Source organism: Thermodesulfobacteriota bacterium (assembly GCA_036397855.1).
Taxonomy (GTDB): Bacteria; Desulfobacterota_D; UBA1144; order Nemesobacterales; family CSP1-2; genus DASWID01.
Map to the genome: position 1 here is coordinate 1 of DASWID010000040.1, position 15,284 is coordinate 15,284.

Sequence of the window (15,284 nt, forward strand, 5' to 3'; positions counted from 1 at the left end):
AGGGGAACAAATGCTTTGAATTTCGCTACAAAAGAGAGACTTTAAAATTATTTCTGGACCTATGCCGCTTGGATCACCCATTGTGATTCCAATTGTCGGCTTTCCGTCTGATTTAACACCTCTTTTTTCCTGCATGTTACTCAAGGTTTATCACGCTCAAAATAAATCTTAACCGAGTTCCGAATCATATAAAAAAATCCCGTTTAATAAGACGATAAATCGTCATCCAGGATGCATGATTCACGATGCATGATTCATGATACGGGGAGACTATCCATCGAGCTTGAAGAGCTCTTTTGCATTGGAAGTCGTTATCTCGGCTATCTTCTCATATGACGTCCCTCTTAATTCAGCTATTTTTTCAGCAACATACATGACATAGGCAGGTTCATTTCTCTTGCCCCTGAAAGGAACGGGAGCCAGGTAGGGTGAGTCGGTTTCAATCAGCATTCTATCAAGGGGAATCCTTTTTGCTGCATCTCGCGCGTTTTCCGCATTCTTAAAAGTAACGATTCCAGAAAATGAAATGAAAAAACCGAGGTCGATAAACCCTTTCGCAGTTTCATAATCACCCGTGAAACAATGAATCACCCCTCGAGCATTCGAAAAATCTGGCTTACGTAAGATATTTAAGACATCCTCGAAGGCTTCCCGGATATGTATAATAACAGGTAGATCGAATTCGATTGATAGCCCGATATGATTCGTGAAAGATATAATCTGTAATTCCCTGCTTGAATGCGAGTAATGGTAATCAAGTCCAGTTTCGCCTATAGCCTTGACCCTTTTTTCACTGACGAGATTCGCCAATTGAGCGAGCACACTCTCGTTAAAACACGAAGCCCCATGCGGATGGATTCCAACCGCGGAATAAACTGTGAGGAAAGAATTAGAAATTTCGATAGTTCTTCTTGAAGAATCCAGGTCCGAGGAAACGGCAACTACAGTTTCGACACCATTTTTAAATGCCCGCTCTAAAACCTCCGAAATAGAGTCAACGACGTCCAAATGGGCATGCGTATCGACTAAAACAACCCTATTCGTCATCCTCTGTTTTCAAAAGCTCAAGAGTGGGTTTTGAACTCTGTCCTTTCTCTATGCCTAACTTTTGATCGCCCGTCCCTCTTTCCTTGTCTTTAAGAAGATCCCTTAACTCATCCATAAATTGGTTCACATCTTTAAATGATCTATAAACGGAGGCAAATCTTACGTAGGCGACTTCATCAATCTCATAAAGTTTCTTTATTACCCTCTCTCCGATTTCCTGGCTTTCCACTTCTCTTTCTCCCCTTTCGTGAAACTCCCGCTCTAATTCGGATATAAAATCCTCAATGACATTGATACTTATCGGTCTCTTTTCACACGCCTTGATCATCCCAGTCGTGATCTTAGTCTTATCAAATGATTCCCTGCTGCCGTCTTTCTTTATTACCATCAGGCTGAAATCTTCTACTTTTTCATAGGTAGTAAAACGCCTCCCGCAATCAAGGCATTCCCTGCGTCTCCTTATAGACTCACCTTCCCTGTTTAATCGAGAGTCTATGACCTTATTTCTTTGACCTGTGCAGTAAGGGCATTTCATTCAGTTTATGTCTATATATTGGGAAATTACTACAAAGTTCCTTCACGTATTCCTTAATTCTTGTCAGCACTCTCTCGTTACCTGTATTATTTAGAGCCTCTTTTATCAAGCCTGCGATAATTTCGATTTCACCCTCCTTCATCCCCCTCGTGGTCAAGGCAGGTGTACCAATCCTAATTCCGCTAGAAATTGCAGGTGGCCTGGGATCAAATGGCACAGCATTTTTATTTATGGTTATACCGGCGGACTCCAGGGTTTCCTCAGCTAATTTGCCTGTCAGCTCAGTTCCCCTGAGATCCACAAGCACAAGGTGCGTGTCTGTGCCGCCGGAAACCAGTTTGAACCCATCACTCGACAAGCAATCACCCAATTTCTTTGCATTTTTTACGACTTGTTTCTGATAGTCGATAAACTCTGGTTGCAGCGCCTCCTTGAAAGCCACCGCTTTTGCTGCTATGATATGCATCAATGGCCCACCCTGTGTTCCAGGAAAAACCCTGCTATTTATGATTTTTTCCTGCTCCTTTTTCATCATCACCATCCCGCCCCTTGGACCTCTAAGTGTTTTGTGAGTGGTAGTTGTAACGAAATCACAGTGTGGAATCGGATTAGAGTAGAGTCCCGCGACTACCAGGCCTGCAGGATGAGCAATATCAGCCAAAAGTAATGATCCGCTTTCATCAGCTATTTCGCGAAATCTTTTGAAATCGATATCCCTAGGATAGGCACTCCACCCGGCTATGATAAGCTTTGGATTGTTTTTGATTGCCAGATCCCTCACCTCATCATAGTCTATCAGATTGTTATCCTCTCTAACGCCATAGGGGATCACATTATAAAGTCTGCCAGAGAAATTCACCGGGCTCCCGTGTGTTAGATGCCCACCATGTGCCAGATTCATACCAAGAACAGTATCTCCAGGCTCTAAGGCGGCAAAATAGACGGCCATATTTGCCTGAGCGCCAGAATGGGGTTGCACATTCACCGCATCGGCTCCAAAAAGTCTCTTTGCCCGATCTATAGCCAATGATTCGGCAACATCAACAAACTCGCAACCTCCATAATATCTCTTTCCTGGTAGACCTTCAGCATACTTGTTAGTAAGAACAGACCCCGCCGCCTCCAGAACCGCATCGCTAACATAGTTTTCAGAAGCGATAAGCTCCAGTCTCCATTCCTGGCGTTCAATTTCATGCTCAATTGCATCAGCAACTTCAGGATCGACACTTTTTAGGTTTAACATTTAAATCTCCGCCGAAGAGTCCCAGTACATGGTATATCAATTTATAATCTTATTCAAGCTGGCAAAAATAATAAAAATATGTATCAATAATGTAGTAAACTTAAATGTTCGAAAGGATTCGATCAAATTTCAAGAAAGCGATTTTCTTTGACTTTGGAGACACATTAGCCTCGACAAATCCCGCTTATTTGATTAGGCTCGCCTTGGCGTTTAGGGATTGCGGATACAATGTTTCAGATGCTGATTTTGAGAGGGCTTATCTAGAGACTGATTATGAAATACATAAAAAGTACCTGGAAAGAGGGGCAATCTCTCCTTTGGAATACAGAGAATGGTTTTTCCCTAAACTATGCAGACGCCTTTCACTGGAAGGGGAGACTAAAATCATTCGGGAGGAAATAAGGATAGCCCTGAGAGAGATAAATTACACAAGGTCTGCCCTTCCGGGAGCTATTGAACTTATTCAGCTATTAAAAGATAGGGGGTTGACCCTCGGTATAATCTCAAATAATGACGGGACAACTCAAGAGAAATGTGAAGAAGTGGGAATAAAGAACTATTTTGATATAATAGCAGACTCCACAAATCTGGGCTTTGTTAAACCCGATTCACGTATTTTTCAATTTGTACTCGAAAAGCTGAATATATCACCAGCGGACGCACTACATATAGGTGATTTATACGGCTCAGACGTGCTTGGGGGACGAAATGCTGGATTAGATGTAATATGGTTAAACAAAAGACGGATCGAGAAGCTAGATGAGACTCAGATTTTAGAGGTCAAAAACCTGTCAGAAATCGTTAAACAGTTAGGAACTTAAATACTCAGGAATTGCTTATATCCGCAATTCACTGGATATATGATCAGGATGCACGATGCATGATGCAGGATGCGTGATTCGTGTTAAATAATTTATCTGGTATCCTGAATCTTGCATCCTGTATGTTGAATCATTTTTTTAGCTTCGTGTTAATTCGTGGCTGAACAACCGTTTTATGAAAGGCGAGATCATTGTCATCGGAGCAAGGGAAAACAATCTAAAAGATATCAACGTGTCAATTCCCTGGCACAAATACACCGTGATTACAGGTCTGAGCGGCTCAGGAAAATCATCTCTGGCACTTGATACGATATATGCTGAGGGCCTCAGAAGATACGTCGAATGTCTATCCACCTATGCCAGGCAATTCTTGGAGCGAGTTGACAGGCCAGATATGGACGACATCAGAGGACTTCCTCCGTCAATAGCCATTGAGAGCAGAAATCAGGTCAAAAGCTCGCGCTCCACTGTAGGTACTACGACCGAAATCTACGACTATCTCAGACTCCTCTTTGCAAAGATTGGAAAGATTTACTGTCCTGATTGTGGAAAAGAAGTAAGAGATCATTCCCCACAAGCAATCCTAGATGAACTTCTTGAAAAATACGAAGGCAACAGAGCGACGATAACGCTTCCACTTAAAGAAAGGATTGATTTAACCCCTGACGACCTACTCATGAAGGGCTTTATCAGGATCCTTAAGGATGGGAAATTATTTGAGGTTGAGGGTCTAAAAAAAATACCCGAAGGCTCGGAAATTGTCGTAGATAGAGTAGAGATAAAAGAAGAATACAGATCCAGGATTATAGACTCCCTTGAGCTAGCGTTTCGTGAAAGTAAACAAGTCAACATACATATACTCAATGGTGAAATCCTCAAGTACTCAAAAGGCCTCGAATGTCCTTACTGTAAGATTCAGTTTAACAATCCAACTCCCCTACTCTTCTCATTTAACAGTCCTCAGGGAGCCTGCTCCGAGTGTAGGGGATTTGGAAACATTCTGCAGGTTGATCCAGATCTGGTTGTTCCAGATCCTGAAAAGAGTCTTGCGGAAGGAGTAATTGAGCCATTTACAAAACCTTCATTTAAGAATCGTATGAGAAAGTTGTTGCAATTTGCCATGGAAAATGGAATTGATATAAACACACCCTACAATAAAATTCCCAATGTGGGAAAAGAGCTCTTATTTAATGGAAATGGCTACTTCCCTGGCATATTTGGATACTTCCGAAGACTGGAAGAGAAAAACTACAAGCTCCATGTGAGGGTATTTCTGAGCAAATATAGGTCTGCCTTCAACTGCGATAGCTGCAATGGGACTAGGCTGAGGAAGGAAGCATTGTGGGTGGAATTAGCCGACAAAACAATTTCAGACCTCACAAAACTACTCATAAAGGATCTGAAATCTTTCTTTGACAGAATTCAACTTACAGATTATGAGGAGCATATATCAAATGAAATACTAAAACAAATAAGATCGAGAATTGATTTTTTAATCAAAGTCGGGTTGGAGTACATAACATTATCCAGAATGACAAAAACGCTGTCCGGCGGTGAAGCGCAAAGGGTCAGCCTGGCTTGCCAGCTAGGGTCACGCCTTACGGAAACACTATATATAATGGATGAACCATCTATAGGTCTTCATCCGAGAGACATCAACCGACTGATTTCAATAATCAAGGAGTTAAGGGATCGAGATAATACGGTTATAGTGGTAGAACATGATTTTGAGATGATCAGGTCTGCTGATTACATCATCGAACTTGGTCCCTTATCAGGAAAAAGTGGAGGTAGAATTGTAGGTACCGGTTCTCTGGAGGAGTTTCTCAATAATAACAACAACTCCATTACGAATTTATATATGAAAAATGAATTATCCATTCCGCTGCCTGGGAAAAGGAGAAAAGCCGGCACCAAACAATTAAGAGTCATTGGCGCATCTGAGAATAACCTTAAGGACCTAACCGTCTCTTTCCCACTCGGGACTATGATTTGCGTTACCGGCGTTTCAGGCTCTGGAAAGAGTTCGCTTATAAACGATGTTCTGTACTCCGCCCTCGCCAGAAAATTCAATGGGGAAATTGAGAAGATTGGCAGATTTAAAGAGATTAAAGGCATCTCATATATATCAAACGTTGTAATGCTTGATCAATCACCAATTGGCAAAAGCTCCAGATCAAATCCCGCCACCTACATAAAGGCATACGATGAAATAAGAAATATCATGGCAAATACATGGGATGCGAGAAGAAAAAGATTCTCTCCCTCATATTTTTCATTTAATGTTTCCGGAGGACGATGCGAAAAATGTGAGGGAGAAGGAAGGCAAAAGGTTGAGATGCACTTTTTAGCCGACGTCTATGTAACCTGTGAGGAATGTAATGGAAAGAGATTCAAGAAGGAAGTGCTGGAGGTAATGTATAAATCCATGAACGTCGATCAGATCCTCGACATGACAATCGACCACTCTATCAGTTTCTTCACCGGTGAGCCGGCGCTTCTCAGAAAACTTAAAATCCTGCAGGATGTCGGACTCGGGTACCTGAGGCTTGGACAGCCTGCACCCACACTTTCTGGAGGAGAAGCGCAGAGGATAAAGATAGCCAGGGAACTCAGCAGAAAGAGTGGAAAAGACATCATTTATATACTGGATGAACCAACGGTTGGATTACACACTGATGACATAAAAAAGCTCCTGAAGGTATTGAATAAGCTCGTGGATACAGGTAATACGGTGATAATAATTGAACATAACCTCGACTTAATTAAAACCGCTGACCATGTCATAGACCTCGGGCCCGAAGGTGGCGAAGAAGGAGGCTACATCGTGGCCGAGGGAACCCCTGAAGAGATTGCTAAAGTGAAAGAATCATACACCGGTCGATACCTACAGAAGGTTTTGCAATAAAGTACATCTAGAAGCAAACTTCGATGCTAACGTTTTTCCATTATCATCTTCATGCCTCGCTTTGGGCGGATCGTAATAAGGGCTTTGGGTACAATCGTCTGGCCTGGTACAAGGTGCATTTTCCACTTTGATGCAATTGTAGCTATGAGCATCATCCCCTCCATCCACGCAAATGATTCGCCTACACAGCGTCTTGGACCTCCACCGAATGGGAAGTATGCAAATTGCGGAAGAGACGAGCCCTGATCCTGGGTCCAGCGCTCGGGATCAAACTTGAAAGGATCGGGAAAGAACCTGGGGTCATGATGGACTACATACTCACTCATATAAATATCTGCACCACTTGGAACAACATATCCATCTACCTGATAATCTTCAATCGCACGGCGAACAACTGTCCAGGCAGGTGGATAAAGGCGCAAGGATTCTGAAAAAACCATTCTAGTAAAGACGAGTTTCTGTAAATCATCTACCGCCGGCAAACGTTCACCCAAAACAGAATCGATCTCATCGTGAAGCTTTTCCTCTACATCAGGATGTTGTGATATTAAGTACCATGTCCAGACGAGAGAATTCGCAGTACTTTCCTGTCCCGCCAAAAAGAGGGTCATTGCCTCATCACGAACCTGTACATCAGTTAGACCCTCTCCGCCTTCTTCGTCCTGAGCCCAAAGCAACATTGAGAGAAGGTCATCTTTATCTTCTTTACTTCTTCTTCGCTCTTCGATTAAATGGTAGACAGTATTATTGAGTGTCTCCAAGGCGTTAAAAAACTTGCGTGTACCTGGTAAGGGAACTTTATCCAGATATTCCGAAAGTGGAAAAAGCATACGTGGGAATTGATTGACAATTGTTGTTAGAGATTTACCAATGTCGTCCGCCCCGGATCTAATTTCAGCGCCAAAAAGGGTCTTTGCAACTATTGCCAGGGTCAGGCGCATCATTTCCCTGTGTATATCCACGACTTCACCGTTTTCCCAATTGTCTCCGATTCTTGATGCAAAACCAGTCATCGCATCGGCGTAAGCGTTAATCCTCTTACGGTGAAATACTGGCTGTATAATTCTCCGCTCCCTTAGATGGGTTTCACCCTCGCTTGTAAGAAGGCCCTCCCCCAGAACAATTTTCGCTCTCTGAAGCGCCCTACTCTTCTGAAAATTCCTGTGGTTTGTTACCAGAACGTCCTTAATATAGTCAGGGTGACTGAGCAGATAAACAGGCCTTGCTCCAAGCCTGAAATATGCTATATCCCCGTATCTCTGTGCGGTCCTCAGTAAAAATCCAAGCATATCAAGGAAATAATCGAACAGAGACCCCACAATCGGCAATCCTCTCGGACCGGGTGGAACGGAATTCCTACTCATACATGTAACCTTCTTCTGAGAAATATTTCTTTCTACGACTTTAGAATCAATGATATTGATAAACTTGGCGGGTGTCAATCATTAACAACCCCAGCTTTAACCTGATAACCCGCTGTAGCCTGGTAAAACGTTTCCGTTGTCGAGAACAGCTCGGCCTGCCTGCCTGAGTCCTTCGACCTTCAACCTCGCTCAGGGCCGGGATGCACCGGTAAGAACCTTGACCCCAACGCGATAGGCGGGACATTCTTGTCCCGCATTCTAATGGAATAATTTTCTCTATATCCGAGGTTGGAAAACCCCGGCTATCGGATGATTTTTGTACATTTTCAAAACCCCTCAGCCTTAACCTGTCCTGAGGGACTGATGGCCTCATCAGCCCATATACTTTTCTTCAAGATTGAATTGAAAAATTTAGATTCATGCGTTCAAACTGAACCTGGTCGGCCGGCTACCACAGTCCATTAGGAGCATCTAACGAACCATCCCCGACAAAGACTGTATAAAATCCCGTTCACACTGAGTAGTGAGCTCGTCGAACTATCGAAGTGTGAAAACCTTTACATCAAACCCCCCAGACTGACTCTTGTGCCTAGTAGTGACCCCTGAGTCTAACCGAAGGACCTGTCCTGAGTGTAATTCGAAGGATCGAAGGATGATGCTGTAGAATGAAATCGAGTAATTGCACCCTTCGACAGGCTCAGGGGGATCGGGTAGTTTCGACCCTAATATACATCGATCGGAACAATTAAACGGATTCAAATAAAATCAAATTCAGTTTCCCCAAAGTCGATATAAAACCGTTCCACTGAGCACTTCGTCCTGAGTTGCGTCGAAGGGTCAGTACAGGCCCAGTCGAAGTGCGAGCGTTTCTATGGAAGGATAGTGAGGAGGGATTTATCGACATGAAGTATTGGAGTTGGTCGGATTAGGAAGGAGATGGAAAAAGACGCAGGACTACAAGGACAAATGAGTGGCATGACAAGAGAACTTGATAAACAAATAATCAAATAAACAAAGACCCATTCCTTTGACATTATTCTACCTGTCTTATTTCACCTATTGAATTAGGGAAGCGTTTTGATTACAATCCAAAAAGGGCTAAGGTTTTTCCATAAATTTTCGTAAAAGGAGTTTTCTAATGTCTAGTCGCAGGAAGGTAACGTTTCAAGATGTTTTAGATATGATTGAATCATTACCAGAAGAACAACAGGAAAATCTTATTGCAATTACTCGACGCCGACTCATTGAGCACAAAAGAGAAGTGCTGGCTGAGCGTATCAATGAAGCAAGAGAGGAATATAGGCTGGGAAAAGTGCGCCGTGGCACAGTAGGTGACCTCATGAAAGAGATCTCTGAATGAGAACGCTCATATGGGGTAAAACATTTCTCAAAGCTTTCAAGAGGACCGTCAAAAAACACCCGGAGCTAAGGAATGATATTGAAGAAACGTTGAAACTTTTGGCAAAAGACCCTTTTGATGCCCGGATTGCAACGCATAAACTCAAAGGTACACTATCTGGTTCCTGGGCATGTAGCATTGGATATGACCTACGTATAGTCTTCGAGTTTGTCAAGAACACCAGTGACAAAGAGGATGATATATTCTTGATTGAAATTGGGACACATGATGAAGTATATTAGGCAATCCTTGAAAAAATCACTCGCCCTTCGGCCCAGTCGAAGTGCGAGCGTTTCTATCGAAGGATAGTGAGGAGGGATTTATCGACATGAAGTATTGGAGTTGGTCGGATTAGGAAGGAGATGGAAAAAGACGCAGGACTACAAGGACAAATGAGTGGCATGACAAGAGAACTTGATAAACAAATAATCAAAGCCTGACCCCATCCTTCTCATCTTCCATCACTCCCCCATCTCCGCAGCTAAACGAAGTGAAAACTTATTATCTAAGATAGCCTTCAACCTTTCTATATCCTCTTGACCAAAGTCCGGAGCCTGAGTTAGGGTGTCACCCCTCCTTACCACCATCAAAACTGCTATTATCCGTCCCCCGAGCATTACAGGATATGTGATTACCTTTTGGACAGGCTCCATTCCCATACGCATTAGCCAGTCAAGCACAATCACGTTTTTCTCTTTCTTCAGGTCATTTACGATATATGATTTCCCCGACGCAACAGCTTTCCCGACTATACTCTTGGAATTCACTGGTACCAGGTTGCCCCTGAGTTTCGTCGGGTATACAAATTCCAATATATTACCATTCTCATCATTAACAAGGACAAAAAGGGAGCCCTCTTGTGTGTTTAAATCTTTAGCTACTTGTGTATCTAACTGCGCGTAATCAATCTGCAAGAAGTTAATTCCCTTATCCTCTCAACACGTTATAATTAAATATTAAAGACCAATATTATATTCCAAAAATAACACCAAGGTCAAGTACTTTTATTGTTTTTTGTAATAATTTATAACAGTTATAGGTAGTTATAATATCTTTACTCATCACTTCTTGATCCAAAACAGTAACTTATTTAAAATTATACGTACATTTTAAAGAGAAGTCATCTAAGGAGTCAAACATATGAAAATTGCAGTGGGAAGCGACGAAAAGACGCATTTAACCGACTTTGTTATTCAGGAGCTGAAGAATAAAGGCATTGAACTTGAACTTTATGGCCCCCTCGCCGATGAACGCATTCAGTGGGCCGAGGTTGCCGAGAAGGTAGCTGAAAGGGTTTCAAATAATGCATGTGATCAGGGAATACTCTTTTGCTGGACGGGAACCGGGGTCAGTATGGCGGCGAATAAGGTGCCCGGTATCAGGGCGGCCCTCTGTGCCGATGCCAAAACCGCAGAGGGAGCAAGAAAATGGAATGATGCCAACGTGCTTGCAATGAGTCTCAGGATGACCTCCCCAACAGTGGCTAAAGAAATACTCGAAGCCTGGTTTAACTCCTCACCCGAAGAAGAAGAAAAAAAGAATATTGAGAGAATTAAAGATATTGAAAAAAAATATAACCGCTGAGCAGTCTTTTTTAACAAATTCAAAATTCTAAATATGTTTTAGAAAAGAAGTCCCAAAGTTGATAACGAACTTGCACATCATTTGAAGAGGGCGTGTCACTAAAGCCTAGCGGTACGCCCCCCTTCCTTTTACAAATTTAAAAACATATCTCAGGAAATTTTGACTTATTGCCAAAAATGCAGGCAAGTTCGCTCAAGCCAACCACAGAGCACCTAGAGTTTGAGGCCCCTATGCAACCAAAAAAGCTCCCTGGATGACCCGGCGGGTCAAAGTTGAGTGTGTCATTCATAAGCGGCTCATCGTCACAGCCCATAGTAGGTTCACATTTCGACCTGAAAAATGATCCGCACCTGGAACGGTCTAATTTATTACAAGGCTCGTAATTGTCAGAGCAAGTGCCGGTCTGACAGAATCCATCACCTAAGACCTCGCCTCCGTTGTTATAACATTCAAGAGAACGTATGCAGTGGTATATGTCGCCTAAATTGCCCCCGGAACAAATTGTATTGCAGTTAGAGAAAAGATTATCTATGCTCGTGTTCGAACAGTCACTATTACCATTAGTCATAATGCAGTTTAAGGCTGCGGCTATTAGTTGACGAGTCAATAGAATTTTTGGGCTAGATAAAAGAGCTACGCACAATCCTTCAAGAGCAGAGTCAGCGCTATATAATTTGGTTTCGGTAAGAACCTCGCCACATACCTCCAAGCAGCCGCCCCCGTAATTTATACCTTCCTTAACTATGTTAATACCACCCTTCTCTGTACCGGCATAACCTCCCCAGAATAAGGCGTTCCTACATATTTCTGTCTCACCCTGACAAGAGGGATCGTTATCAGAATTATACGTGCTCACACACCCAGAAGAATTGCTCTCTGGATCAGTTGGATCGCAGATATCGTCTGTGCAAACATCATCGTCATTACACTGCGCATCGTCTAATATATCTTCTGGACATTCGTTGCTCGTTCCATCACAACTCTCTGCCGGGTCGCAATCACCAGCAGAAGCACGACATTCATCAGTGCTCTTTACATCAGTCGCTGGACAGTCGTTGTTCACTCCATCACAGATTTCTGCCGGGTCACATGTACCTGCTGATGCTCGACACTCAGATGAACTCTTCGCATCAGTCGGACAGTCGTTGGTCGCTCCATCACAACTCTCTGCCGGATCACATGCACCCCCCGATGCTCGACACTCAGATGAACTCTTCGCATCAGTTGGACAGTCGTTGTTCACTCCATCACAAGTCTCTGCCGGATCACATGTACCCCCCGATGCTCGACATTCAGATGAACTCTTCGCATCAGTCGGACAGTCGTTGGTTGCTCCATCACAGATTTCTGCCGGGTCACATTCACCCCCCGATGCTCTACATTCAGCCGTGCTCTTTACATCAGTCGCTGGACAGCTACCTAATCCATCACAATTTTCCGCTACATCACATTGCCCAGCCGCGGGTCCACATTCTGTGGTAACAGGCTCATTATTAACTGAACAAGCTCCTGCTCCATCACATGTATCTGGATTGTCACAATTCGTGTCTCCAGGACTGCCACAGGCCACCCCCGCAGTCGTGAATGGATGGGTGCAAAGCCCGTTTTGGCAACGGTCTGTGGTACACTCAATGCCGTCAGTGGTACACGCAGTGTTGTTCGGCTCGTTCCTGGCTAGGCACGTTCCCGTTCCGTTACAGGTGTTAGGGTTGTCGCAGTCCGTGTCACTCTGACTGCCACAGGCTGTACCAGCAGCAAGGTTGACGGCTGGTCCGCTCGTGCAGAAGCCCGTTGAAGTGTCGCATTGCACGCAGCCACCACTGCAATCGGCATTGCTGGTGCATGCAACGGCGGCTGCATTAGCATTTACTGTCGAAAATAAAATAGGAAAGAATGAAAAATCCTAAAAAAGCTACCAAAAACCTTTTTCTTTGATGATAACCCATGTCTTCCTCCTTTAAAACGCTATCAAGCACAATTAATTACTCGCGACGGTGAACAATAATACTATAAACTGTAATAAGCCTTCCCGATTATTTCGCAAGTGAACGTAAATTTGGGTTTTTGAGAAGCTTATACTTACCCAATATTGGATTGGATGGAAAATTGTTTAAGGAAAGTTACTCACCTCTATCCAATCCTCCTTTTTTGGATATCCTAGCACTATTAATAATTGATGTCAATATAAAACAAATGAGTATAAAAAATGTCGTCACTAACCTAAAAATCAGTATTTTTTACAAATTGGCTATCAAGCTAGAAGTTAGTGATGTTAAAAATTAAATTGAATTAAAAATTATAAAAATGTTGTCAGGCTGAGCAAAGCAAAACATCTAATTTTAGATTTTTTACCTTCGGCTCAGAATGACAAGTCTCCGGAATTAATTTTTTGCCCATATTTGACTAATCAATACAGCCACATCACGAAGAGACCTACGGTTAATGGCAAGCACGTTATAGATCGTTCTTAATCGCCGACCCAATACCTACCTTAACATTTTTTCTCCTAACCAGCTAAACATCCCTTTACGAAATGCCTCGCTTATTTCGATAGACCAGAGATCAAGTGGATTAAAGTTGTCTGTAATGATAATCCCGTCCGGTGGATTGAAATTGACTCTTATACCATAAAGATTCTCCAGCATCTTTTTCTTTTCTGGATTGTCTGAAAACGGTTTATTAGATGCAAAAAATATTATGTTTGTCAGTCTACTAGGGACAGGGTTTGTAGGAATATATATCTCAGAATATCTGTAAGCCGTCATCAAAGTTCGATAGATGGAATGAGCAAATTTAGATTTTTCACCTTGGTAATACCCTATGAGATTGATTCCTATGATGCCACCCGGCCGTAGAATTTTTGACGTCTCTTCAAAGGCTTCTTTTGTAAAAAGATACCACGGTTGAGTGCCACCTGATGCCACATCCACAAATATCAAGTCATATTTCTTTTTGCAGTTGCGGATATACCTTCTACCATCATCAATTATTACCCGACCGAATTTACTCCTAAAATTAAAGTAGTTCTTTGCAATTGTCTCAACTTTCGGGTCTATCTCGACAAGGTCAATTTGATATCCCAATTTTGATAGCACCCTTGCGATTTCACCCGCTCCGAGTCCGATAATTAGCACATCACCACTTCTAATACCAGAGGCAGGAAGAAGCTGTGAGAGAAGGCTTACGTACGAAGAAGGCTCCAATTTATACACACTCTGATTTACGATATTCTGAACGCCTCCATCAATCAGGGCTGCTCTATAATCTGATCCAAGGATATCCACAACCTTTAATTGTCCATATCGCGAATCGGTCTGGTAAATGACCTGTCTCAGGTCATCTTTTGCCAGTGGTTTTTGATAAAAAAGCAAAAGATAAAGGGAGATTAGAAGTATTAATAAAGTGATAAGAACCTGATAGTATTTCTTCCAAGCGATCGAGTAGATGCAAGTTACAAAGAGCAATAGTAATGCTCCAAGTGTGAACGCTTTGTTCACACCGAGGTTTGGTATCAAAACAAAAGCAGTAAGCAAAGCCCCAATAACACTTCCCACGGTTGATATGGCAAACACACCCCCTGCAACCCCTCCAACACCTTCACTTTGTGTTACTAAGAGCCTAATAACATATGGCGAAGCCATGCCCAGCAACATTAGTGGGATACTAAAAATAAGGAAGGCAGACAATAAAACACCACCTTTAATCCCTACCAGATTGTAACTCCACTCCATTAAAGGACCTGCGATAAATGGTATAGATAGAATCGCGATGGTAGAGAAAAGGATGATAGAATATAAGAAATCCGGTTCGTTTTTTCTATCCGCTATTGTCCCACCCAACCAGTAGCCAAGGGAAAGAGCGATAAGAGTTACAGAGATTAATGACGCCCAGATATAAAGACTAACACCGAAGAACGGCGCCATTACACGCGAGCCGAGAACCTCCAGCATCAGAATGACTAAGCCAGTGACAAAGACAGTTGCATACAAAAAAGGTTTTGGCATTTTTTATCTTTGGAATAAGATCAACCGAGGTAGATTAGGGGCGTAATTACGTGCTTAATTACCACTGAGAGCATCATAAAGTGTGACTCTGAAAATTACGATCCCTTTATATATTCAATTGAAAAAGAATCAAATAGGTGACCCACATTCTGATGACTACACCCTGAATGCGTTGTATTTTATCAGGCTAGGTGCTATATTGTTTAACCCCTCAATACCTCCTACGAAAAACAAATAAAACTCATTTTGTGCATGATAAATGTTTATTGAAGATGGACGTTTTTGTCAAGAAAAAGAAATAAACAGAGAAATAAATTAACAAAATTAAAATCTCAAACCTTTCCATTTAAAAAACCAAATAAATAGGGGGGGTCAGGCT

12 protein-coding genes are annotated in these 15,284 nt (G+C 42.6%); 5 read left to right on the forward strand and 7 right to left on the reverse strand.

From position 1 onward, the window contains the following. Positions 1-270: 270 nt before the first annotated feature. The 3 genes from VGA95_03275 to glyA are packed head-to-tail and all read right to left on the reverse strand — an operon-like array spanning position 271 to position 2,825. Positions 271-1,047: a TatD family hydrolase gene (locus VGA95_03275; GenBank protein ID HEX9665558.1), complete on the reverse strand. Its 777-nt coding sequence runs from the start codon at positions 1,045-1,047 to the stop codon at positions 271-273. Then, positions 1,037-1,582, reverse strand: coding sequence for a transcriptional regulator NrdR (gene nrdR / locus VGA95_03280; protein ID HEX9665559.1), 546 nt, complete (start codon positions 1,580-1,582; stop codon positions 1,037-1,039). The genes VGA95_03275 and nrdR overlap by 11 nt, the downstream gene beginning before the upstream one ends. Further along, positions 1,548-2,825: a serine hydroxymethyltransferase gene (gene glyA / locus VGA95_03285; GenBank protein HEX9665560.1), complete on the reverse strand. Its 1,278-nt coding sequence runs from the start codon at positions 2,823-2,825 to the stop codon at positions 1,548-1,550. Before glyA ends, nrdR begins: the two co-directional genes overlap by 35 nt. 104 nt (positions 2,826-2,929) lie before the next feature. On the opposite strand from glyA, the gene VGA95_03290 reads away from it, so the two are divergent. Continuing rightward, the gene (locus VGA95_03290) at positions 2,930-3,646 is read left to right on the forward strand and encodes an HAD family hydrolase (protein ID HEX9665561.1); all 717 of its coding nucleotides are present in this window, start codon (positions 2,930-2,932) and stop codon (positions 3,644-3,646) included. Positions 3,647-3,821: 175 nt separating this feature from the next. Further along, positions 3,822-6,554 carry an excinuclease ABC subunit UvrA gene (uvrA, locus tag VGA95_03295; GenBank protein HEX9665562.1) on the forward strand — a complete coding sequence of 911 codons (2,733 nt, stop codon included), beginning with the start codon at positions 3,822-3,824 and terminating at the stop codon, positions 6,552-6,554. Positions 6,555-6,580: 26 nt separating this feature from the next. On the opposite strand, the gene VGA95_03300 is transcribed toward uvrA, so the two are convergent. After that, positions 6,581-7,918 carry a cytochrome P450 gene (locus tag VGA95_03300; protein HEX9665563.1) on the reverse strand — a complete coding sequence of 446 codons (1,338 nt, stop codon included), beginning with the start codon at positions 7,916-7,918 and terminating at the stop codon, positions 6,581-6,583. Positions 7,919-9,056: 1,138 nt separating this feature from the next. Between VGA95_03300 and VGA95_03305 the strand changes: the two genes are divergently transcribed. Beyond that, positions 9,057-9,278, forward strand: coding sequence for a hypothetical protein (locus VGA95_03305; protein ID HEX9665564.1), 222 nt, complete (start codon positions 9,057-9,059; stop codon positions 9,276-9,278). Continuing rightward, positions 9,275-9,559 carry a type II toxin-antitoxin system mRNA interferase toxin, RelE/StbE family gene (locus VGA95_03310; GenBank protein ID HEX9665565.1) on the forward strand — a complete coding sequence of 95 codons (285 nt, stop codon included), beginning with the start codon at positions 9,275-9,277 and terminating at the stop codon, positions 9,557-9,559. Before VGA95_03305 ends, VGA95_03310 begins: the two co-directional genes overlap by 4 nt. 219 nt (positions 9,560-9,778) lie before the next feature. Here the strand turns inward: VGA95_03310 and VGA95_03315 are convergent, their stop codons facing one another. After that, the gene (locus VGA95_03315; GenBank protein ID HEX9665566.1) at positions 9,779-10,231 is read right to left on the reverse strand and encodes a GAF domain-containing protein; all 453 of its coding nucleotides are present in this window, start codon (positions 10,229-10,231) and stop codon (positions 9,779-9,781) included. A 226-nt stretch (positions 10,232-10,457) separates the two neighbouring features. Between VGA95_03315 and VGA95_03320 the strand changes: the two genes are divergently transcribed. Next, positions 10,458-10,901, forward strand: a complete 444-nt coding sequence (locus tag VGA95_03320) for an RpiB/LacA/LacB family sugar-phosphate isomerase (GenBank protein HEX9665567.1) — start codon at positions 10,458-10,460, stop codon at positions 10,899-10,901. A gap of 136 nt (positions 10,902-11,037) precedes the next feature. On the opposite strand, the gene VGA95_03325 is transcribed toward VGA95_03320, so the two are convergent. Together VGA95_03325 and VGA95_03330 are read right to left on the reverse strand one after the other, a co-directional pair. Next, positions 11,038-12,711: a hypothetical protein gene (locus tag VGA95_03325; protein HEX9665568.1), complete on the reverse strand. Its 1,674-nt coding sequence runs from the start codon at positions 12,709-12,711 to the stop codon at positions 11,038-11,040. A gap of 676 nt (positions 12,712-13,387) precedes the next feature. Next, complete coding sequence (locus tag VGA95_03330) at positions 13,388-14,905, reverse strand: fused MFS/spermidine synthase (GenBank protein HEX9665569.1); 1,518 nt, start codon at positions 14,903-14,905, stop codon at positions 13,388-13,390. Between the last annotated feature and the right edge of the window lie 379 nt (positions 14,906-15,284).